This is a genomic window from Nonomuraea sp. SBT364 (genome assembly GCF_001083785.1).
GTDB lineage: Bacteria > Actinomycetota > Actinomycetes > Streptosporangiales > Streptosporangiaceae > Nonomuraea.
Genome location: NZ_LAVL01000006.1, coordinates 66666 through 88625 on the forward strand (window position 1 = coordinate 66666; position 21960 = coordinate 88625).

At 71.1% G+C, this 21960-nt stretch carries 19 protein-coding genes; 9 read left to right on the forward strand and 10 right to left on the reverse strand.

The window, feature by feature from the left end; all coding sequences use genetic code 11:
- Positions 1 to 18 precede the first annotated feature (18 nt).
- The 3 genes from ADY59_RS05110 to ADY59_RS05120 all read left to right on the forward strand — a co-directional run bounded on the left by ADY59_RS05110 (position 19) and on the right by ADY59_RS05120 (position 3221).
- Positions 19 to 999, forward strand: coding sequence for a hypothetical protein (locus tag ADY59_RS05110; RefSeq protein ID WP_049558291.1), 981 nt, complete (start codon positions 19 to 21; stop codon positions 997 to 999).
- Positions 996 to 1991 (forward strand): glycoside hydrolase family 43 protein, encoded by a 996-nt coding sequence (locus ADY59_RS05115; protein ID WP_053174440.1) that lies wholly within the window; start codon positions 996 to 998, stop codon positions 1989 to 1991. The genes ADY59_RS05110 and ADY59_RS05115 overlap by 4 nt, the downstream gene beginning before the upstream one ends.
- A gap of 126 nt (positions 1992 to 2117) precedes the next feature.
- On the forward strand, positions 2118 to 3221 hold the full coding sequence (locus tag ADY59_RS05120; RefSeq protein WP_049558294.1) for a GDSL-type esterase/lipase family protein: 1104 nt from the start codon (positions 2118 to 2120) through the stop codon (positions 3219 to 3221).
- A gap of 13 nt (positions 3222 to 3234) precedes the next feature.
- Here the strand turns inward: ADY59_RS05120 and ADY59_RS05125 are convergent, their stop codons facing one another.
- Complete coding sequence (locus tag ADY59_RS05125; protein ID WP_049558297.1) at positions 3235 to 3816, reverse strand: dihydrofolate reductase family protein; 582 nt, start codon at positions 3814 to 3816, stop codon at positions 3235 to 3237.
- Positions 3817 to 3903: 87 nt separating this feature from the next.
- Here ADY59_RS05125 and ADY59_RS05130 point away from each other — a divergent pair, with 87 nt between their 5' ends.
- Positions 3904 to 6021, forward strand: a complete 2118-nt coding sequence (locus tag ADY59_RS05130; RefSeq protein WP_049558440.1) for a hypothetical protein — start codon at positions 3904 to 3906, stop codon at positions 6019 to 6021.
- Between the two features lie 86 nt (positions 6022 to 6107).
- On the opposite strand, the gene ADY59_RS05135 is transcribed toward ADY59_RS05130, so the two are convergent.
- Positions 6108 to 7274 carry an FAD-dependent monooxygenase gene (locus ADY59_RS05135; RefSeq protein WP_049558300.1) on the reverse strand — a complete coding sequence of 389 codons (1167 nt, stop codon included), beginning with the start codon at positions 7272 to 7274 and terminating at the stop codon, positions 6108 to 6110.
- Positions 7275 to 7530: 256 nt separating this feature from the next.
- The gene (locus ADY59_RS05140) at positions 7531 to 8229 is read right to left on the reverse strand and encodes an MBL fold metallo-hydrolase (RefSeq protein WP_049558302.1); all 699 of its coding nucleotides are present in this window, start codon (positions 8227 to 8229) and stop codon (positions 7531 to 7533) included.
- Positions 8230 to 8232: 3 nt separating this feature from the next.
- Between ADY59_RS05140 and ADY59_RS05145 the strand changes: the two genes are divergently transcribed.
- On the forward strand, positions 8233 to 9327 hold the full coding sequence (locus ADY59_RS05145) for a LysR family transcriptional regulator (RefSeq protein ID WP_231618553.1): 1095 nt from the start codon (positions 8233 to 8235) through the stop codon (positions 9325 to 9327).
- Positions 9328 to 10057: 730 nt separating this feature from the next.
- Here ADY59_RS05145 and ADY59_RS05150 read toward each other — a convergent pair.
- The gene (locus ADY59_RS05150) at positions 10058 to 10582 is read right to left on the reverse strand and encodes a peptidase inhibitor family I36 protein (protein WP_049558303.1); all 525 of its coding nucleotides are present in this window, start codon (positions 10580 to 10582) and stop codon (positions 10058 to 10060) included.
- Positions 10583 to 10910: 328 nt separating this feature from the next.
- Between ADY59_RS05150 and ADY59_RS05155 the strand changes: the two genes are divergently transcribed.
- Positions 10911 to 11177, forward strand: coding sequence for a hypothetical protein (locus ADY59_RS05155; protein ID WP_049558306.1), 267 nt, complete (start codon positions 10911 to 10913; stop codon positions 11175 to 11177).
- Between the two features lie 133 nt (positions 11178 to 11310).
- On the opposite strand, the gene ADY59_RS05160 is transcribed toward ADY59_RS05155, so the two are convergent.
- Both ADY59_RS05160 and ADY59_RS05165 read right to left on the reverse strand, forming a co-directional pair.
- Complete coding sequence (locus tag ADY59_RS05160; protein WP_231618554.1) at positions 11311 to 12429, reverse strand: zinc-dependent alcohol dehydrogenase family protein; 1119 nt, start codon at positions 12427 to 12429, stop codon at positions 11311 to 11313.
- 299 nt (positions 12430 to 12728) lie between these two features.
- Positions 12729 to 13691: an RNA polymerase subunit sigma-70 gene (locus ADY59_RS05165; RefSeq protein ID WP_082309870.1), complete on the reverse strand. Its 963-nt coding sequence runs from the start codon at positions 13689 to 13691 to the stop codon at positions 12729 to 12731.
- A 123-nt stretch (positions 13692 to 13814) separates the two neighbouring features.
- Between ADY59_RS05165 and ADY59_RS05170 the strand changes: the two genes are divergently transcribed.
- The 3 genes from ADY59_RS05170 (at position 13815) to ADY59_RS49635 (ending at position 16497) form a co-directional block, all read left to right on the forward strand.
- Positions 13815 to 15257, forward strand: coding sequence for an MFS transporter (locus tag ADY59_RS05170; protein WP_049558314.1), 1443 nt, complete (start codon positions 13815 to 13817; stop codon positions 15255 to 15257).
- 17 nt (positions 15258 to 15274) lie between these two features.
- Positions 15275 to 15859, forward strand: a complete 585-nt coding sequence (locus ADY59_RS05175; RefSeq protein ID WP_156325307.1) for a hypothetical protein — start codon at positions 15275 to 15277, stop codon at positions 15857 to 15859.
- Between the two features lie 308 nt (positions 15860 to 16167).
- Positions 16168 to 16497, forward strand: a complete 330-nt coding sequence (locus tag ADY59_RS49635; protein WP_156325308.1) for a hypothetical protein — start codon at positions 16168 to 16170, stop codon at positions 16495 to 16497.
- Positions 16498 to 16552: 55 nt separating this feature from the next.
- Here ADY59_RS49635 and ADY59_RS05180 read toward each other — a convergent pair whose 3' ends face one another.
- From ADY59_RS05180 to ADY59_RS05195, 4 genes are all read right to left on the reverse strand, one after another.
- Positions 16553 to 17644, reverse strand: coding sequence for a serine hydrolase domain-containing protein (locus tag ADY59_RS05180; protein WP_049558320.1), 1092 nt, complete (start codon positions 17642 to 17644; stop codon positions 16553 to 16555).
- A gap of 163 nt (positions 17645 to 17807) precedes the next feature.
- Positions 17808 to 19127: a hypothetical protein gene (locus ADY59_RS05185; RefSeq protein ID WP_049558323.1), complete on the reverse strand. Its 1320-nt coding sequence runs from the start codon at positions 19125 to 19127 to the stop codon at positions 17808 to 17810.
- Entirely contained in the window at positions 19124 to 19921 is a 798-nt protein-coding gene (locus ADY59_RS05190) for a hypothetical protein (RefSeq protein ID WP_231618555.1), read from the reverse strand. Before ADY59_RS05190 ends, ADY59_RS05185 begins: the two co-directional genes overlap by 4 nt.
- Positions 19918 to 21942, reverse strand: coding sequence for a right-handed parallel beta-helix repeat-containing protein (locus ADY59_RS05195; protein ID WP_231618556.1), 2025 nt, complete (start codon positions 21940 to 21942; stop codon positions 19918 to 19920). The genes ADY59_RS05190 and ADY59_RS05195 overlap by 4 nt, the downstream gene beginning before the upstream one ends.
- Positions 21943 to 21960 lie beyond the last annotated feature (18 nt).

The following is a 21960-nucleotide window of genomic DNA, read 5'->3' on the forward strand; positions in this document are numbered from 1 at the left end:
GGGAGGGGGTGCGCAGCGATGAACGAGGACCCCACGGAGGCGCCCGGCCCTGCGCTGGAGCGGGTGAGCTGTCACGAGGGACTGGTGAAGGTGCTGGCCGAGCAGTTCGCCAGGGCCGATGTGTCACTGCGGGAGCTGCAGGCGCGGGCCGACAGGGCGGGCGGGGCCCGGCTGCCGCGCGCGACCTGTGCGGACATGCTCGCGGGCCGGCGCTTCCCCAAGAAGGCGGTGATGGTGGCGTTCCTGCGGGCCTGCCGGGTGCCCGAGCAGCAGATCCCGGCCTGGGAGCGGGCCTGGGAGCGGGTCCGGGTCACCCGGATGCCGGCCGGTCCGGCGGACGAGCCCAGGCCTGGGCCCCTCACGGCCGAACCGGCCCCCGGTCGGCGGCGGCGCCACGCCGTCGTACTGGCGGCGGCGCTCGCCCTGCTGGCCGCGACGGCCGTGGGCGTCGTCCTCGCCCTGACGGCGGCACCGCGCGGCGGCGGCTCCGAGGCGCTGCCCGGCCGCACCCTGGCCCCCGGCCACATCGTCAGCGACGACGGCCGGGCGTTCCCCCGGGGCGGGCTGAGCCGGTTCACCGTCACGGTCGACCCCGGCAACACGGGCGTCCGGCTGATCCGCCGCCTGGACGTGGGCGTGCCGCTGCAGCACGCCACCATCACCGTGAACGGCGCCCCCGCCCAGGAATGGCGGCCGCTGCTCGGCGACGACGTCTACAAGTGGCGCAACCAGATCGTCGAGCTCCCCCCGGCCCTGACCGCCGGGCGGCGCACACTCACCATCGTCAACACCTCGGTGTCCTCCTCCGGCTTCAACGAGTTCCTCTACACCGTCGAGCAGAAGATGCACGGCGTGTGGGAGATCGCCGACACGGTCGACATCGGCCCCGGCCACACCGCCAGCGAAGCCGCGCACGACTACCGCAACGTCGGCGAGGACTGGGCCGACACCCAGACCTTCGCCTATCCGCCCCACCCGGAAGACTGGAACGTCGAGTGAACCCCGAACGCCTGCCCCGCCGTATCCTCCTGACGTCCGCGCTGCTCCTGACGGTCGCCGCGCACGGCGGCCACGTCGGGGCGGCGGCCACCGCGCCGCCCGCGACGATGATCGCCGCGGACTTCCCGGACCCGGACGTGATCCGCGACGGATCCGCCTTCTACGCCTACTCCACCAGCAGCGGGAACAGGCACGTCCCCGTCGCGGGCGCGCCGTCCGCCGCCGGCCCCTGGACCGTGCGCGGCGACGCCCTGCCCGTCAGGCCGTCCTGGGCGGTGCGCTGCGAGGACGTCCCCGACTGCGGCCTGTGGGCGCCCGACGTCTCCCGCCGCGCGGACGGCCGCTACCTCATGTACTTCACCGCCCCGAGCGCCGCGGCCGGACGCCGCTGCGTCGGCGCCGCGCTCTCCACCGGGCCGCTCGGCCCCTTCCACCCGGTGGGCGACGGCCCTCTCGTGTGCGACCCGAGCGAAGGCGGCGCCATCGACCCGGCGAGCTTCGTCGACGCCGACGGGAAGCGGTACCTGCTCTACAAGAACGACGGCAACGCCGTGCGCGAGCCCGCGATCGTCTGGCTCCAGCAGGTGCTCGCCGACGGCGTCACGTTCACCGGCCCCCGCCACGAGCTCATCCGCAACGACGCCCCGGAGGAGCACGGCGTGGTCGAAGCGCCCGCCCTGGTCGAACGCCGCAACCAGTACGTGCTCTTCTACTCCGGCGGCCCCTACGGCGACGACCGCTACTTCACCGGCTACGCCGTCTCCCCCTCGCTCACCGGCCCGTACACCAAGTCCCGGCGGCCCCTGATGACGACCGCGACGCTCGGCGGGGCGGTGCGCGGGCCCGGGGGCGCCGACGTGCTCGGCGACCGCCTCTACTTCCACGGCTGGGTGGGCGGGGCCCGCTGGATGTACGCGGCGCGCCTGGGCTGGGCCGGTGACACCCCAGTCTTGCGCGGCGACCAGACCGGTTCGGAGCCGCCTGCGCACTGAGTGCCCGCGGGCGCTCGCCCCTTCTTACCGGGGAGTGACTTAGGCACTTGGAAGTGCGTACTTCCTCTCCGAGAGTGGCCCGTCCATCGTGGTGCAGGTGACTCATCGGGGACGAACGGAGCGAACATGAACTGGACAGCCGGCTTCCGCACGGCCGTGATCAGCCCATACGAGCGGATTCAGCTCACCGAACCGCGCGGGTTCGCCGACCAGACGGTACGCCAGGCGCTCCACATGGCCGGAGGCGGAGAGCGCCACCGCGTCCTCCTGACGAACCGCTTCGGCCGAACCCCCCTGACCATCGGCGCCGCGAGGACGGCCACCGGGCAGGGAGAGGCCGCGCTCACCTTCGGTGGCGCCGCGAGGATCACCATCCCGCCGGGGGAAGAGGTCGTGAGCGACCCGGTCGACCTGCCGGTGGCCGCCGGCACCGACCTGATCCTCAGCCTCTACCTCCCGGGTGAGACAGGACTGGCCACCTACTCCCAGCGGCCCGCGGAGACCGCGCAGGTGGCCGCCGGCGACCATGTCGCCGCTCCGGACCTGCCCGGCGCCGAGCAGGTCGAAGGCAGGTTCTACGTCTCGGGCGTCGACGTGCTCGCCCCCGACGGCACCGCGATCGCCGTGGCGTTCGGCGACTCCTGGTTCGAGGGCGTCGGCACCACGACGGGCGCCGACAACCGCTCGGTGGACTTCCTCAACCGGCGCCTCGACCGGGGGTGGGTCGTCAACCAGGGCATCGCCGGGAACCGGCTGCTGCGCGACGAGGTCGGCGAGCACGCGCTGGCGCGCTTCGACCGCGACGTCCTCGCCGTGCCCGGCGTGACCCACGTCCTGGTGCACTTCGGCATCAACGACCTCGGCCTCCCGGGCATGTCCGGCGAACCTCCCGTCACCTCCGGCGCCCTCGTCGAGGGCTTCGAAGCCCTGGCCGGGCTGGCCCGCGGGGCCGGCCTGAAGATCCTGGCCGCCACCGTCGGGCCGTTCGCCGGCGCCGTCTACCCGGGGGTCAGCACCCCCGAGGGGCTGGCCGTCCGGCGGGAGGTGAACGACTGGATCCGCGCCACCGGCACGTTCGACGCCGTCTTCGACGTGGCCCGCGCCGTCGAGGACCCGGCCGCCCCCGACCGCATCCACCCCGCCCTGGACAGCGGCGACGGCATGCACCTCAACGACAAGGGCGCCCAGGCCATGGCCGACGCGGTGAACCTGGAAACGCTCGCCCTCTGAAGACGCCTCGCCACTAGGGGCGGCGGACCCGGTAGAGCAGGTGCAGCACGCGGTCGCCCTGGACGACCACGTGCGGGTCCTCCAGCAGGTGCTGGGCGTCGACCGAGCCGAAGTAGCGCTTGCCCGAGCCGAAGACCACGGGCACGACGTCCATCGCCACCTCGTCCACCAGGCCGAGGGCGAACGCCTGGCCGCCGACGTCGCCGGCCGCCACGGCGACGGTGCGCTCCCCGGCGAGCTCCCTGGCCTTGGCGACCGCCTCGGCCACGTCGGCGACGAAGTGGTAGGAAGCCTCCGGGTGCCATCCTTCGGGCTTGGGCCGGTGCGACACCACGACCACGTGCTCGCCCGCCGGCGGCGAGCCCTCCCAGCCGTTGGTCATGTCGAACAGGCGACGCCCGATCACCGTCGCCCCGATGCTCGCCCACATCGGCCGGACGTAGCCGGCCGAAACCCGCGACACCTTCATCGGGACGCCTCCGGCGAGCTCGGTGTCGCCGTTGTAGTACCAGTCGAACAGCGGGCCGATCTGGTCGTCCCGGTCGGCGATGAAGCCGTCCACCGACACGACGTTGTGCATGACCACGGCGCCCATTGTGTCTCCCCTGTGCTCGATCTCGTCCGTCCTTCGTCAACGCGTCGACCGGGAGCCGCCGGAATCGACACCGATATCGTGCCGTTCGTGGAAAATCTGGAAGATCTCATCATCAGCCGCCGGTTACGCGTCCCCGTCGGCGCGGCCCCCGCCGGGTCCACGCCCGGCTGGGGGGAGCAGGCTGCCCGCCAGCTCGACGCGGCGTTGCTCAGCGTCGGCTTCAAGTGCTCGGCGGCCCTGCTCGATCGGCTGTCCGGGCTGCCCGGTGAGACCGTGGTCGATCTCGGCGTCCGGGTCCTGGCCGCCGTGCGCCGCCTCGTGGGCGACCACGTCCAGCACAACGCGTACTTCATCGACTTCCCCGCGAACGTGCCGGACACGCTGGAGTTCTGGGCCGGGCTGCTGCGCGAGGCGCTGCTCGACCCGGTCGCCGCCGCGCGGGTGCGGGCTCCGGCGCTCGACCTGCTCACCCTGCCAGGCTACGGCCGTTACCAGCACAGCTACGCCGATCTGCTGGCCGCGCACGCCGAGCTGATGCCGCTGGCGGGCGACCGGGTCACCGTGCTGGAGCTCGGCGGGAGCCTGGAGTCGGAGACGCGCGCGCTCTACTTCTCGCTGGCGGCCTCCGAGGTGCCGCTCGCCGAGGAGGACCTGGCGGCGCTGCGCGCGCTGGCCGCGTTCTGCGACGCGGAGCCGGAGCGCGTCCCGATGCGCGAGAACCGCGCCGTCGTCAACGAGGCGCGGCTGGCCGCCGGCCGGTCGTTGCTCGTCGACACCGTCACCGACGTGCTCCGGCTCGCCTGCGGCTGCTCCGGGGGCGACGTCACGCTGTCCGCCCCGACCAGGTTCCGCTCCTTCCGCCGCGGCGAGCGCCGCGCCCTGCTGCGCGCCCTGGACGCCGTCGCCACCCCGGCCAAGCTCGGTGACGTGCCGCGCCACCGCGAGCAGTGGAAGCGGCTCGGCGAGCGGCTGCATCCCGGCGAGTATCCGCAGTTCCCGGGGGCCGCCGCCGTGTTCGAGGTGGCGCGGGGCGTCCGGCGCGCCACGGGCCTCGGCAGCCGCGTCGAGACCGCGCTGTCGGCCGGGCGCGCCGCCGAGGCCGTCGACCTGCTGGGCGAGGCGCCGGGCGCGCTGCTGCGCCGCCTCGATCACCTGCTGCGCACGGGCCCGTCCGCCGGAGCGGTGCTCGACGCGGCGCGGGCCGCGGCGGCGGGCGCCTCCGGCCGTGTCCTGCTGTCGCTGCGCGAGCACCTGCAGAACCGGCTCTCCCCCGCCACCCGCCGCGTCTTCACCAACCGGGAGGGCCGGGCGTGGGCGACACCCGACTCGCGGCCGCCGCTGGAGGAGGCGGTCGTGGCGGACGCGCTGGCCCTCCTGGACGAGGAGATCACCCGCCGCCTGCCCGACCCCGGAGAGCTGATCGTCGACCCGGACGCGCTCGACGTCGCCCTGCCGCTGTCGGGCAAGGCCGTCGCCCCCGGGCTCGGCATGCTGCCACGCGGATCGCTGTCGCGCCTGGACGGCGAGTCGCTCCGGTTCTTCGTCCACTGGCGCCAGAGCGAGCAGCGCACCGACTACGACCTGTCGGCGCTCCTGCTCGACGCCTCCTTCGGCAATCCGGAGCACATCTCCTGGACGAACTACGGCAACGACTTCGGCGCCTACTCCGGCGACGTGACCGACGCGGCGGCGGGCGCGTCGGAGTTCATCGACATCCGTCTGGCCGCCGCGACGAAACCGGTCATCATCCCGGAGGTCCACGTCTACACCGGGGAGAGCTTCAACGTGGCCGCCGAGGCGTTCTTCGGCTTCATGACCAGGGACGCCGAGCAGGAGGGCCGCCCCTTCGAGCCGCGCACGGTGCGGATGAAGTCGGACCTGCGCGGCTCCGGCCGGGTCGCCCTCCCGCTGGTGTTCCTGCGCGGCGACGACGGGGTGTGGCGGGTCAAATGGCTGCACCTCTACCTGCGGGGCTATCCGGACTTCAACCGGGTGGAGGGCAACCGCGTCACCGGTTCGCTGCTGGCGCGCTCGGTCGTGGAGCGCGACTACCTGCGGGTCCGGTATCTGGCCGGCCTGTTGCGGTCGAAGTCGTCGACGGCCTCGGCGCACACCACCTACATCGGGCTGCACGCACCGGCCACGCCACCGGCGGGCGCGCGGGTGTTCACGCCCTCGACGCTGCACGAGCTGATCCCCGCCTGATAGCGTGGTGATCGCGAGGCCATGGGAGGGCTTCCTTCTCTTCTTAACAAAAAGAAATCACTAGCCTTCCCGCCTTCCTCGCACTCTCACCCGGACGCCCGCCTGGCGGGGATGAGCCGGGCGGCCCTTGAGCCGAGCCGCACGCTCCGGTAATACAGCCGGGGCGGGACGTGCGGGAGCAGCCACGAATGGCGCCGGCTGCGCAGCGTGTGCATCTGCAGCGGCGGCAGGTCGATGTAGCGGGTGAGGCTCTCGTACCACCGGGCGCTGTAGCGGGCGTCGCGCTGGGCGAGCCGGATCGACGCCCGGCGGTCGCGGCCGAAGCGGTCCAGGGCGGGCTGCAGGCGCTTGTCCGCCTGCAGCGCGTCGACCAGGCACATGGCGTCCTCCAGCGCGAGCGCGGTGCCGGCGCCGATGGAGTAGTGCGTGGTGTGCGCGGCGTCGCCGAGCAGGACCAGGTTGCCGCGGTGCCAGGTGCGGTTGGACAGGGTGCGGAAGTTCAGCCAGTGGGCGCCGGTCTGGCCCCGGCCGATCAGCGGGTGGCCGTCCAGGATGTCGGCGAAGAGCTTCTCCAGCAGCGCCAGCGTGTCGGCCTCGTTCGCCTCGTGCAGCCCGAGGCCCCGCCAGGTCTCCGGGAAGCACTCGATGACGCACGTGCTGCGGTCGGCGCCGTAGCCGTAGCCGTAGCACCAGATCCAGCCGTGCTCGGTCTCGGTGAAGGCGAAGGTGAAGGCGTCGAAGACCTTGGTGGTGCCCAGCCAGACGTACGGGTTGCGGCCGGTCGTCACTTCGGTACCGAAATGGGCGGCGTGCCGCTCGCGCAGCACGCTGCCCGCGCCGTCGCCCGCGACGATCAGGTCGGCGCCGGCCAGCTCGTCCTGGCCGGTGATCTCGCGCTCGTACTCGACCCGGACACCGAGCGAGCGGGCCCGCTCGGCCAGGATGGCGAGCAGCTCGCGGCGGCCGATGCCGAAGCCCTCGTCCCAGTTGTCGCCGGTCAGGGTCGAGCGGTCGTGGACGTTCATGACCCAGCTGTCCCAGCGGAACGAGCCCTCCTTGATGGCCCGCGCCGACTCGGGATCGGCACTGAGCAGGCCGTCGAGCAGGTCGCCCCAGAAGGTCACACCCCAGCCGTACGTCGAGCCGTCCCGGTTGCGCTCATAGACGGTGATGTCGTGGGACGGGGCGACCTGCTTCATCAGAATCGAGAAGTACAGGCTGGCCGGCCCCCCGCCGACGCAGGCGATTTGCACAGGAATCCCTCAGTTACAGTTCGTAATCACTTTCTCGCGCATAGTAGCAGTCAGGGTGTCGGCCACGCGTCGCGCCGAGCGCGGTGACGACGACCGCGGCGGCCGTGACGATCGAGGCCGTCCCACGCCGGCGCCGCTCGTGGGCCCTGATCATCAGCTCGGCCGCAGTCCGTCTGGAGGCACGTCGTCAGCCAGATCGTTTCCGCTGCCGTAGCGGGCACGAAGCCTGCTCCGTCGGGGCGCCCGGGCGGCGGGATCAGACCGAGATCTCGGCCGCCGCCTTCTGAAGCGCGTCACGGGCGCCCGTGATGGGATCGCCGTGGCCCACGCAGGCCACCGCGGTCTCGAGCGCCGCGAGCCGCCGGAAGGAACTGATCATCTCGTCGCGGTCCATGTTGAACACTCCGGGCATGACCAGCCCGTTCACATGCGCAACGGTGTCGCCCGTGAACAGGACTCCGTGCTCCGGCAGGTGAACGGCGATGCTGCCGGCAGTGTGCCCAGGGGTGGCGATCACACGAGCTCCGCCACCGAAGTCGATCACGTCGCCCTCCTCCAGTTCGCGGTCGACGCGGCACGGCGGGGCGGGCGGCAGGAGGTGGGCTCCCAGACTGCGATGCAGGGACCGCTCCTCCTCGGTGAAATTCGGTGGCGGCGCGGGCACCTCCCCCCGGATCACCGGGGCCTCCAGCCGATGAGCCATCACCGTCACATCACCCCATGCCGCGACCGTCGCCGCGCCGCCGCAATGATCCTCGTGGTAGTGGGTGAGCACGACTCGCCGTACGGCGTCGGTGCGCAGGCCGAGTCGGCCGATCGCCTGGGCGATCTCCTCGCCGGAAGTGGCGATGCCCGTGTCCACCAGCGTGAGCGCGCCGGCGTCGTTCCACAGGTACGCCTGACCGAAGGACAACCGCAGCAGGTGCAGTCGCCGGCCAACCTCCATGATCTCCATCGCATGACCCCTCTCATCCGCTCTCATCCGCGCGATGACGCCCAGAGACAGACAACCCGTTCGGCGGTGATGCTGTCCAACAACGATGTCCACCGGATTGACAACCGATGGTTGTTGATTCAAGGTTTCGGTATGGACGCAGACCTCTCTGGCCTACGCGCCTTCATCGCGACCGCCGAAGATTTGCACTTCGGCAGGGCCGGTGCTCGGCTGTTCATCACCCAGCAGGCGCTGTCGAAGCGCATCCGCAGGCTGGAGGAGGCCCTGGGTACGCCACTGTTCGAGCGGACCACCCGGTCCATCGAGCTGACCGCGGCGGGCAGGCGGTTTCTGCCCCTGGCGGTGGAGGCGGTAGCAGCGTTCGACCGGGCCGTCGAGGCGGTTCGCGTGGTGCACGACCCCATCCGTGTGGACGTCTACGACGAGCGCTTCACGCCGCTGCGCATGGTCCGCGAAGCCAGCGAACGCGATCCGCGGTTGCGGGTGGAGGTGAGCATGCGGCAGGGGCTGGCGGTCGCCCTGCCGGCGCTGCGCCGCCAGGAGATCGACGCCGCCTTCGGACGTGTGCACGACCTGCCCGGGCCGTGGCCGGAAGAGCTGGCCCACCGGCTGGTCCGCCTGGAGCCGCTGGCCGCATTCGTACCGGAGGATCATGCGCATGCGCACATGAGCGAACTGCGGCCCGCCGACCTTCGAGTGGGAGGGATCGCCATGCCCGACCCGGCGGGCGCAGCCGAGTGGCGCGGCTACCTGAAACGCCTTGCCGATCATCTCGGCGTCCCGTTGCGCTTCACCGAGCCCGCGATCGGTGAAAGGCATTTGATCCAGCAATTCCTGCGGGAGAAGAGCGCAGTGGGCCTGGGCGAGACGAGCATCGACGCGACCGGGAGCGGGCTGCGCCGGATCCCCCTCGTGGACCCGACTCCCCTCATCCCGTGGTCGGTGGTCTGGCATCGCCGTAACCCGCACCGGCTCCTCCCAGTCCTTCTCGACCATCTGCCACCCGTGAATCGGCCGGATCCGGCCGATCGGCGGCACTGGATTCCCGAACTCGACATGACTCCGGTGACATCGTCGGCCAGCGCCCCTCCACTCTGACGGTGATGGCACTTCCGCGCGATGCGTGACCTCTCCAGCCTGCGCGTACTTCTTCATCCACATCCACGCGGCGCGATCGTCCCCGTGCCGAGCTCCGAGCACCCGGCGAACGCGCCCATTCACGCTGGCGGTTTGCCCACGCATGCCGGCGGTGGACAGAAAGAGGACACGCCCCGATAGCCAGAAAGCTACTCAGTGTCGCCCGGCCCCCAACAACTCCTGCCGGGTGCGGCAATTTCACATGGACGCAGGATGGCATCAATGGATCGGCCACCTCCCGCCAAGCGGCGGGTGCTATAAGCAGAGCGCTTACCTCGATCCGGTAAATGCTGGCCGGGAAACCGCTCAGCTCGTCCGTAACTGGACTTCGACCAAATCCGGCACGATTCGCTGTGACACCCTGCGCCCCCGCGAATGGGCTGGGGATCAGCCGGCTGTTCGGCCTCACGACTCCTGCCGCCCGGCGAGCGCTGGACATGCTCGACGCCCTCGTGTTCGTTCCGAAGCCAGTGATCTTCACGAGCCGACGATCTCTCGCTACCGGGTCACGCCGGCCGGCATGGATGGCGGGGTCCGAGACAAGTAGGGCAGCCTGCCCGAGCACGGCTGGACGAACCCGTGGCGAAGGTCGCGACGAGCACCGTGCAGGGGCTGCTGTTCACCGCCGGCTTCGATCCTGGCGCGGTCCTCGCCCCGCCCGCCCCGTACCCCGGAGTCAGAACCGCCCGGATCAGCCGTAGATGTGATTCATCACGTCATTCTGATTGCCGCTCAGGTTCTGCGATGTACCACCGGGATCGATGCGAATCGTGCAGATGCATCCGCCGTCCTTGTCGGACGTGTCCCGAAGTTCCGCCCATTCGCCGAAGCCCTGCATGTTCCTCCAGGAGGACACATGCCGGTCGAAGCCGTAGAGGTAGAGATCGTGCCACCAGTCGTCGTTGAACTGCAGGCGCCGTCCCCCACCGTTGGCATGCTCGTACAGGCATACCCAGGTCAGATCGCAGCTCCAGGCTGCCGCCTCTACGCCGGAGGGCGCCGTGCCCCTTACGGCGGCGTTGGCCTCGGCGATCGTCTCATAGCATCGGACGTCGCTCTTGGAGTGGACAACGCACGACTCGGCGTCGCCCCACCCGTCCTCGGTGAGGTTGAGAGTCTTCCCCTTGTAGGAGGCGATCACGTCACCCGGCTCCGCCGCGAACGCCGTACCCGGGACGGCCAGGACCGCCAGCATCGCCGCCAGCAGCATCGCCATGCCGCCGAAAACCTTACGACCATTACGCATGAACGTTCACTCATTTCGGGGAGCCGGATGTCTGAATCATGGTCCGATTCACCCATCGGCTCCGCAACCTGTGCGTCCGCCAAACTTGCGAGACTTTCTGCCAAAGTGACGGTCAGCGTTCGATGATCCGCGGGCGGTCGAGAATGGCCGGATGCAGGCCCTCAATGGCAGATCAGCAGCTTATTCGACTCCATGCGACGGGATAGTCTTCACGAAGAAAGCTCCGCTCCGAGCTGTTCTGAGCTGTGGCGCCGAGTTCGGCTCGCCGCCCTCCGTCCCGGGAAAGGAACAAAGTCCCATGATCAGAGGTAGTTTCAGCGGGCTGGTACTCGCATCGATTATGACTGCGGGTATCGGCATGGCGGCGGCCCCGGCGAGCGCGGCCGTGACATCCGGCCCGCAGCTTGCCGATCGCGCGTCCTACCAGGTTCCGGGCCACTGGGAGCGCGCCGGCGAATACAGCACATGGAGAGAATGCAACGACGATGGCAAGCTCTGGGGCGGCCGTTACACATGCGAACTGAGCGTTCTGAACAAATGGGTCCTTTTCATCTGGATCGCATAACGCTCCCCGCAGAACTCGAAGTTCGATATCCGCTCGGGCGTAGACCCGGCGCACCGACAGGCTGATCGAGCGACTGGGCCGCGCTCTCAACGCGCCGGCCCGTACGCGTTCCAGCGCGGCACCCTCACACCGCTCAGTGCTGGACGGTCACGACGATCTTGCCGATGTGGGTGTTCGACTCCAGGTGGCGGTGCGCCTGCACGATGTCGGCCAGGTCGAAGGTCCGGTCGATGGGGGGATTCAGTGTGCCGGTGCGGAGTCCGGCCTCGATGAAGGCTCGGGCGCGTCCCATGCGGACGGGGTCAGTGGTAATGAGGTCGACGTTGAAGCCGTGGACGGTGATGGGCCAGTTCATGGGCAGAGGCGCGGGCCGGGGATCCAGCCAGCCGTAAACGATCAGTAGGCCGTCGGTTGCCACGGTTTGGGCGAGTTCGCCCAGGCCGGGCCCGCCGACGGCGTCGAAGACGGTCCTCGCCCCCTTGCCGCCGGTGACGGCGTGCACGCGACTGACGAGGTCGCCCTCGTCGGCGGCGACGACGTGGGCGGCTCCGGCCTGGAGCAGTCGCGTGGCCTTGGCGGCGGTCCGGGTGACGGCGATGGGTGTGGCGCCGAGGTGGTTGGCGATCTGGATGGCCGCGAGCCCGACGCCGCTGGACGCAGCGGTGATGATGACGTCGTCGCCGGGGTTCGTGCGGCCCACTTCCACGAGGGCGCCATAGGCGGTCAGGTACGTGGTCCACAAGGCGGCGCCGATGATCGCGTCGACGGAGGCAGGCCGGGGCAGGAGGTACTGGACCGGGATGTTGACGCGGTCCGCGTAGATGCCGTGGCGTGACATTTCCTGATCGCTGGCGATGCAGACCGCATCGCCGGGTGCGAAGCCCGAGACCTCGGGGCCGACGTCCTCCACCGTGCCGGCCGCTTCGAAGCCCAGCCGGGAGCCGGGAAGGGTGGGCTGGTAGTAGTATGTGCCGGCGCGGAAGAGAGCCTCGGCGCGGTTGAGCCCGATGGCGTCGATGCGGACGCGGACCTCGCCGGGTCCTGGGGCGTCCAGCCGGACCTCCTCGATCTTCAGGACGTCCGGGCCGCCGATTTCATGGAAGAGCACCGCTCGTGCGTGGTTCACCATGTGGAAGACGCTACTGATCCAGCGCTGAGACACTCCATGCCACGAAGTCTTCCGTTTCTGTCCCATCGTCTTCGCCTCTGGATGGGAGGCTATGTGCCGCTCCATCGACGTGCCCAGCGCCATACGCGCTCGGCGTCCCCTCGTTCCTGCCGCCCCGGGCAGGCCCCCAGTCCGCTCGCCCCGGCGACGTGATGTCCCAACTGCACGGACAAGGGCACGCGATCGCGACGGTCCCGCGACGCCGCTGGTCGATGTCGTCCGGGACCGCAACGGCAACTGGATACCGGCCGAGGAGGCTACGCGGGGCATGGGTCCGGCCACGCACCAGGATCGGGCGCGGTCTCAGCACGCCCCGAGCCGACCTCACCCGGCCGCGCGGTGGTGGGGCGCGGTTCGATGGTGACCGTGTAGGCCGCTATCGATCACCCGAGGTCGGCCTCATGGACAGCGGGGAGGCCGAAGGCGCTGAACAGGCTCCGGTCGTCGAAGACCTCGATGCGCTCGAACCCCGACTTCGTGACGGTGAGCACGTCGATGGTGTGGGCTCGCAGGAGCCCGTCGGCATCCCGTCGGTAGACACCGAAGCCCGGCTTGCGGTTCACCGAGATCGGCACCATCTTGCAGTTCCCCACGGCAGGGCAGTCGAGCAGATACTGGGCGATCTCGTCGCGGCCCTTGAGCACGGTGTTGGAAGGCCGCCGCTGGCAGACGGTGTCGTCGGCGAGCAGGTACACCAGAGTGGTGATGTCACCCGTCTCGAAAGCGGCGGCGTACTCGTCCAGCAGTCCGCGCAGAGCGAGATCGTCTGGCTCCGCCGCTTCGGCACCGGTCGAGGGGGCCTGCGCGAGCTGGGCCCTGGCACGCCGCAGCATGCTGTGCACGGCCGGGCCCGAGGTGCCGAGCAGGTCGGCGATTTCGGTCGCCTGCCAGTTGAGCACATCCCGCAGGATCAGCACCGCGCGCTGGCGGGGCGACAGATGTTGCCAGACGACCAGCAGAGCACGCTTGCGATGCTCCCGCGCCGCGACGATCACGGCGGGATCGCCGTGATCGTCGTCCGTCGTCCTGGCCGCTCGTTGCCCGGCGGGCTCGTCGTCATCCAGCAATCCGGACGGCGCCGGCTGCCTGCTCCGGCCCGTCAGCACGTTCAGGCAGACATTGGTGGCGATTCGATACAGCCAGGTGCGTAGCGACGAGCGGCCCTCGAAGCCGGCATAGGCCCGCCAGGCCCGCAGGTAGATCTCCTGTACCTGGTCCTCGGCGTCCTCCATCGACCCGAGCATGCGGTAGCAGTACGTCAGCAGCTCGGCGCGGAACGGATCCGTCAGCCGGGCGAACTCCTCGGTTCCTGCCTTGTCGAGGACGGCACCCGTCTCGTTGATCACTGTCACAATACGATCCCCTGTCAGGGCACGAGTTTCGTACCTTATGGGTACAGACCAGCGTAGCGACCAAAATTCGTCGCGGCGGCGCGGCGAATCACATCAGCTCTCACGGTCTACCTCCATGTGTCAGAACAAACGAGCACGACTTCCCCCGCGGACCAGGTTCCATCCGCTCCCGACCCGCGCCGCTGGAAGGCTTTGGCCTTGCTGTGCACGGCGTACTTCATGATCATTGTTGACTCGCAGATCGTCATCCTGGCGTTGCCGTCCATCGAGTTCGAGCTCAGCTTCGGGATGGCCGGCTCGCAGTGGGTGATGAGCGCCTACCTGCTCGCCTTCGGCGGACTGCTGCTCTTCGGCGGTCGTACCGCCGACATGCTCGGCGGCCGCCGGATGTTCATGGTGGGCACCGCTCTCTTCCTGGCCGCCTCGGTGCTCTGCGGCTTCGCGTGGACCGGCAGTGTCCTGATCGCCGCACGAGTCCTGCAGGGCGTCGCGGCGGCCATCATGGCGCCCACGGCGATGGCCGTGCTGATGAACACGTTCGACGACGGCAAGGAACGCAACCGCGCCATCGGCGTGTGGACCGGCATCGGCGCGTTCGGCGCCACTGCCGCGCTGCTGGTCGGTGGTTCCATCACCCAGGGCCTGGGCTGGGAGTGGATCTTCTTCATCAACATCCCCCTGGCAGGCGTCGTCCTGGTGATCGGCCCACGCCTGCTCCGGGAGACGCCGATCCGGGCGGGCAGGCGCTCGTTCGACCCGTTCGGCGCGATCACCGTGACCGGGGCACTGGTGCTCCTGGTCTTCGCCGTGGCCGAGGCGCCGGTGGTGGGCTGGGGGTCCGGCCGTACGCTGGGACTCCTGGGCGCCGCGGCGGTGCTGTTCGCGGTGTTCCTCCTGGTGGAGAGATCGGCGAAGGCCCCACTGGTCCCGCTGCGGATCTTCCGGCGGCGCGCCCTCGTGGGCGGCAACATCATGACGCTGCTGGTGTCCATGGCGACCTATGGCGGCGCTCTGATGATGTCCGTCTACGCGCAGCAGGTACTCGGCTACTCGGCCATCCTGTTCGGTCTGAGCACCGCCATCTACGCCGCGATGTCCATCGTCGGCTCCAATCTCGCCGGCCCGCTCACCACGAGGTTCGGCTACCGGAAGGTGGCCGTGTTCGGCGCGGCGCTCCTGACCGCCGGCGCCTACCTGCTCTCCCGGGTCACCGCGGACGGCAACTACTGGACTGACCTGCTGCCCGCGATGGTCGTGTTCGGCGTGGGCATCGGCACCACGGTCGTGGCTTCGGCCATCGCCGCGCTGTCCGACGTCTCGGCGGACGAGTCCGGTCTGGCCTCGGGCATCAACAACTCGGTGTTCCAGATCGGCGCGGCGTTCGGCATCGCGCTGTGCACCACCGTGTCGGTGGCCAACACCGACGTCTTGGCCACCGATCCGAGAGCCGGCCTCAACGAAGGTGTGCAGGCGGCGTTTCTGGCCGCGTTCGGTTTCGCGGTCATCTGCCTCGCCGTCGCCGTCAGCCTCACGCTGCTGCGCAAGCGAACGTCCGCATGAAAGGCCTGCCCGAAGTGATGATTCCCTGGTCCGAACTGCCCATCGCCTCTGCCGCCGAGGCCCTGCCGGTGCTCGGGAAGGGCGTGGACCAGGACTGGTCCCGCCGCGCGGGGGACACCTCGCTGACAGCCCGGGACATGCTCGACCACATCGTGCTCGGCGTGACCGGTTACGCCGGGCTGCTCATCGCCCGGCCTGCGGACCGGTACTTGGGCCTGCGGACCGGCAACGAGCCCGACGCGGCGATCCCGCTGCGCATCGAGTCGATCGAGATCGCCGCAACGCTGCTGTCGCTGACCGTGCGCGCGACTTCACCCGAGGTCAGGGCGTACCACCCGTGGGGCACGTCGGATGCGACCGGTTTCGCCGCGATGGCCGCCGTGGAGATCCTCGTGCACAGCCACGACCTCGCCCGGACCCTGGGGTACGGCTGGAGCCCACCGGACATACTGGCCGCGCAGGTCGTCGAGCGGCTGTTCCCCGAGGCCCCGAAGGGGCACGCGCCAGCTCAGACCCTGCTCTGGTGCACCGGCAGGATCGCCCTGCCCGGCCTGCCGCAGCTGCCTCGTGAGCGGTGGCAGTGGTACGGCGAGGTCCGCTGACACTCCTCCTCACGTCCTGGGACGAGATCCCGCAGCGTAGGCGGGTACGGGCCGCGTCCACATCAGGGTCGCCGGCCGTCAGCCACACCTTCTCCGCGCTGCCGTGCGGTTGCAGGGGTTGCGGGCGGCCGGGGTGCCGAACCGGCCATGCCAGGTCGGTGATCCGGCTCGGGCCGGTCTTCCGGGCGGTTCCGGATCTTACGCCGTGGACGCGCACGTGTCCTCGGGCGGAGGCCCGCGGTGGTCGTGAGCTCGCCCCCTCGATCGGTATGCACCTGGCTCCTCCGCCAGCCCGCCCAGGGGCCTCCGTGTCCTCGACGGGTTCCTCCAGCAGCATCACCGTTTCCGGGCCTGCCCGGGCGGGCGAGCGGGCGGTCCGGGTGCGCGGTGGTGGGCGCGGCCGGCAGCTCGGTGAGCCGCGCCGTCTCCCCGGGCTGGCCGGTGTGTATCAGGACGGCCGGGCCGCGGCCTGGAGGCCGGCCGCCTCGTCGGCCGTGGTCCGCCAGGGTGATCGAGGACACCACCCCGACCACCGCGCACGCCTCGGGCGGCACCTCGGCCGGGGTCTGCCCCTGCGGCCGGCCGCCGCCGCGTCCAGCGCCTCCCCCGCGAAACCCGCCATTTACGGCAAGAGATGACAGCTCACGGGGGTCCGGGCGACAGGGGATTCTGCCATTCACGACGGACGACGGCCTAACGGGAGCACAGGGCGGCGTCGAAGGCCGCGATCAGCTTCTGGCGCGCCTCGCCCTCGTTGGCCGACCCCGTCGCGTACACCGTCGCGGTGCGTCCCGCGCGGTCGCGGCCGCTGAAGGTCGACACGCCCGGCACGTCGCCGCCGTGCCCCCACAGCGTCCCGCCACAGCTCAGCGGGATCCGCATGACGCCGTAGCCGTAGCGGGCCCCGTCGGGCCAGCCGGGCTGGTCGATCCGCACGTACGAGCCGGACTTGACCGACTGCGCCCGCCAGAACCGGTCGAGGTCGCGCGGCGTGGAGACCAACCCGCCGCTGGCGCCGAACGCGTGGCCGGGCAGCCGGGTGAGGTCCACGGGGCCGTCGCCGGGCGTGACCGGGTGCACCCCGTACGTGTGCGCGTGCGGGCCGCGGATCGCCAGTTCCCCCTTGGCAGGCCAGTACGTGTCGCGCATGCCCAGCGGCTTCAGCACCAGGTCGCGGCTGACGGCGCGGAAGTCGCGCCCGGTGACCTCCCGCACGATCATCCCGAGCACCAGGTAGTTGGTGTTGGAGTAGGCGAACCGCCCACGGGGCGTCGGTTCGAGGGAGAGCGCCACCTTGAGCAGGTCCTGCTTCCCGATCCGGGACCAGTCCGCGGCGGGGGTGAAGTCCGGCAGGCCGCTGGTCTGGCGCAGGAGCATGCGCACGGTGATGTCCCGCCCGTGCATGCCCTCGCCCCTGATGACGCCGGGCAGGTAGGTCTCGATCGGCTCGTCCAGGTCGACCTTGCCCTGATCGGCCAGTTCGAGCACGGTGGCCGCGATGATCGACTTGCTGACGCTGGCGATCCTGAACCGGCCGTCGGCGCCGGGCATCGGCCGCTTCGTGCCCCGTTCCGCGGTGCCGGAGACGACGGTGACGGTCCTGCCGTCCGGGTGACGGACGTGCGCCACGGCGCCGGGCAGCGCGGGCGACACGGTGAGGGCGTCCAGCCGTGATTGCAGCGACGGCGGGCGGTCCGCCGAGGCGAGCGCCGGCGCCATCGGGGCCAGCGCCACGGGGACGATCACGAGCAGGGCGAGCAGGCGCCGGGAGGCGGAGGAACGCATCGGATTGCTTCGAGCAGGTGATCGTGACATGCCACGACTCTGCCGGAGCCACGGCGCTGCCACAGTCACGGCGCCCCCCGCCTTCCGGGAGGGCTGCCCCTACCGCCGGGGTACGGCGGACCCCGCCCGGGGGCGGGATCCCCGGGCGGCCGGGCACGGGTTCCTAGGCCGCCAGCAGCAGGGTCAGCCCTCCCAGCGTGTAGCAGACCATGAGGATGAACAGCGGGATCTGCCCGGCGACGGCCCTGGCCGGGGCGAACAGGCGCACCGAGCGGTCGTGCGCGGCGATCACCCCCAGCACGTGACCGGCGACGATGGACAGGACCTGCACGGTGGCGATCGTGCCCGGCGCCACCACGGCCTCGTCCACGGTGCGCGCCGCGGTGCCGAGCAGGTCGAGGCCGGTGTCCAGCGGGTCCGACGCGAGGATGAACGCCCGCTGCCCCTCGATGACCAGCAGCGAGAAGTAGTGCGCCACCAGGTAGCCGACCGCGATCGGCACCAGCGAGTGCGCGAAGGCCCGCAGGTTGCCGCCTTCCGGGCGCCGGGTGCCGCCGATCAGGCCGGCGACGCCGATGCAGGCGCCGTACAGGGCGGCGACCCCGGCGACGGCGGCGAGCAGGCCGAGCGTGCCGGTGGCGGTCGGCCCGATGGCGGCGCTCTGCAGGGTGTTCACCCAGGCGGGGGCGTCGGAGAAGCCGTCGTAGGCGGTCGAGGCGAGCATGACGCACACCAGCGCCACAAGCCCGGGCGCGGGCGTCACCGCGTCCAGGCCGTGGAACGGGTTGCGCAGCACGAGCCTGCCGTCGGCGCGGCGGCCGAGCGGGGCCAGCCGCCCGATCAGCGCCGAGTACGCCTCGAACGCGTCGCCTCGGTCGAACCAGCGCGGCCCGTACAGCAGCGACCCGGTCAGGTGCACGGCGGCGTAGCAGCCGAAGAAGGCCAGCATGGAGGCGTTGGCGGCGGGCTCGGGCGCGACGAGCTCCAGCCAGGTGAACGCGAGCAGCCCGGCCGCCGCCGGCCAGTGACCGAGCCAGGCGGGCGGTTCCCGGTCACGGCCGAGTCCCGGCAGCCGTGACAGTACGCGGTGGACCGCGCGCAGCGGGTTGACGAGCCGCCACACGGGCCCGAGCAGCAGCGACGCGGGGACCAGCCCGACCCAGAAGATGACGTAGACCAGCGTGGCCGCCGCGTTGCGCTCCGGGTCGTCGGGCCCGAACGCCGCCAGGAACACCGTGAACACGGCTCCCGCCAGGCCCAGCGCGCGCAGCGTGACCCGCGTCCCGCGGGCGTCGGCGAGGCGTTGCAGCGCGTACGGCAGCGCCCGGCCGGCCTCCCGGCCGCGGAACCTGGACTCCGCCCACAGCACCGCCAGCCCGAGGAACGACACGACGAGCGCGGCCAGCGCCCCCGCGAAGGCGTAGAACGCGGGGATGGGCAGGTCGTGCCGCGACCCGATGCCGTGCGCGAGGATGCCGCTCACCGGACGACGAGCTGGGTCAGGACGAGGTGCGAGTCGTGCGTCTCCACCTCGAACAGCCCGCTGCGGTCGGCGGTGAACTCGATGACGACCGGCGTGCCCGGGGTGAGGGGGCGTTCGAGGTCGAAGCCGTGCACGTGGACGGTGTCGGCCCGGTCGCCGGTGACCTCCAGCCGGACCCGGTCGCCCTTCTTGACCTCGACCCGGCCTGGCGGCGGGGTGACCTGGCCGCCGCTGACGCGGACGGCGACGGTGACCGGCGCGGGGCCCTCGCCGGCGGGGCCCTCGACGGTGGCGGTGCCCTCGACCGGCTTGCCGCCGACCGACCAGAGCGTGTGGTCGTCGGCGCTCAGGCGCACGGCCAGCGTGTGGCTGCCCGGTGGCACGGCCTCGCGCGCCAGGTGGTGCCAGGGGCCGTACAGGCGGGCGATCTTCTTGCCGTCCAGGTAGAGGTGGGCGTGCCCGGTGCCGGGCAGGGCGGCTCCGCCGACGCTGTCGGGGGTGAACGTGAACCGCTCGGTGACCAGGCGCAGGTTCCAGCCCGAGTCGCTGTCGGGGCGCACCTCCAGGCGTACCGACGGGGCCTCGGCGGCGGGCACGTCGCGGGTGCGGTGGTCGCCGTGGGCGTGCGGCGGCCCGGGGGTGCCGGCCGACGCGGTCGCGGGCGCGTGGTCGGTTCCGGGCCGGTGATGTGTGGTCACCGGCTCGCCGCACCCGCCGAGCAGCAGCGCCAGCACCACCACCACGCCCCCCGCCCGCATCCTGCCCGCCGGCGAGCCCAGGCCGGGGAGGCTCATGCGGGGGCCTTCGCCGGGGCCGGTGAGGTGGTCGCCGTGGCCGGGCGTGGCGCGAGGCGGACCACCGCCCACAGCACCCACACGATCGCGAACAGCACGCGCAGCCAGGCCGGGCTGACCGGCAGCCACGGGATCAGCAGCAGCGACTTGTCCACCGCGTCGAGCAGCGTCAGCACGCCGAACACGACGGTGGCGCCGCCGAAGAAGCGGTACGGGCGCCGCAACGCCAGCCCGATGCCGGTCAGCCCCGCGCCCGTCAGCAGCAGCGCCGAGGCGGGCAGCAGCGTGTGGTCTGCGGCGGCGCCGGCGACGTCCAGCGCCAGCCCCGCCAGCGCGAGCACCGCCGACACCGCTCCGAGCCTGCCGCCGCCGCGCAGCCGCCGCCACCACAGCAGGCCCACGAGCAGCCCGAGCAGCACCGACGTGCCGAGCGTCACCTGCACCTCGACCCTGGCCAGGCCGGCGGCGCCGAACCAGTCGCAACCGGCGGGCAGCCGCCGCTCGGTCACGCTGTACTCGGCGCACACCAGCGAGTGCGCGAGCTTGACCGGCTCGCCGAGCACCCGGTGCGAGCCGGGGCCGGCCAGTTCGCCGGGTTTGCCGCCACAGCCGGGCACCACGTACGGGCTGGTCGGAGCCTGGGTGTCCCAGCAGTTGCGGCTGCCCTGGCCGTCCCAGATGACGTCGGTGGCGTTGGGCCGGGCCGAGCCGTCCGGCGCGACGCCCAGCCGGTTGTGGCCGTAGAAGTTGTCGTGCGAGGTGTCGGCCTGCTTGCCCAGCGCCTCCTCGCCGCGCAGGAACGCCGGGGCCCACAGCAGCATGAACGCGGTCCGGTCGTGCCCGTAGACCCAGTTGTCGCGGTAGACGTTGTGGTTGCCGCCGGCGGTCAGGATGCCGGTGCCAGGCGCGACGCCGATCTGCGGGCAGACCACGCCGCTCTCGTAGCCGCGCTGCCCGGCGGGCTTGGCGCAGGTGCCGTCGCGGACGTGGTGGTAGTAGTTCTCGTTGTTGTCGTGGATCTTGTTGTTCTCGAACAGCGCGTGGTTCTGCGGCAGCCCGGGATGGTCGGGGAACAGGCTGTCCATCGAGGCGCCGGCCATGTTGCCGAAGAACTCGTTGTCGTGCACCCAGACCGAATTGCCCGCGGTGCCGGAGTAGCCGACCATGTTCTGATAGCTCTTGCAGCGGCGGATCTCGATCGCGTAGCGGGGCACGTCGTGGCCTCGGCCGGCGTTGATGTCGGAGGCGCTGCCGGGGTAGATGCCGCTGTCACCGTTGCCGTACGACTCGCAGTCGGTGTAGAGGCCGTGGTCGGAGGCGAAGGTCAGGAAACCGTACTCGTCGTTCCACCGGGTGAGCATGCGGTCGATGACGAACCCGTCGGTGGCCAGGATGTACAGCGAGTTGAACGTGGTGCGCTGGGCGGTGAAGTTGCGGAAGTAGACGCCGTCGGTCATGTCGGCGCGGATCGCGTTCAGCTTCCTGTACTGCGCGTCCACGATCACGTCGTGCGGGGTCGCGCCGGTGCCCTCGATCTGCAGGTCCTCGATGCCGAGGATGGCGACCAGGTTCTGGTTGTGCGGGCACTGCTTCTGCTGCTCGAAGGAGAGGATCTGGTAGCCGAACGACGAGCGGCGGGCCTCCAGGTTGGCGCACGCCCCGGTGGGCTCGGGCAGGCTGGGCTCCTCCTGGTAGAGGCCGGGGAGGATCTTGATGCGGTAGCCGGGGCCCTTGACCTGGTCGACCGCCTCCTGGAGGTGGCGGAAGCCGTCCTTCCGGCAGCGTTCGAACAGGGTCAGGTTCTGTTCCTTGAGCGGTGCCGGGAAGGTGGCGACGCGGCGCTCGAAGTCGGCCCGGTCGGTCTTGCAGACCAGCAGTTCGGGGCCGGAGGTCCGGTAGACCGGCACGCTGCCCGAGCCGTCGGGGAACGTGACCGGCCGCTCCTCATGGGCGAGCGCCGGGGCGGCCTGGGCCAGGCATAACCCGGCGAGGAGGGCGGCGATCGACAACTTCCGCAGCATCGGCATACGGCAAAACTA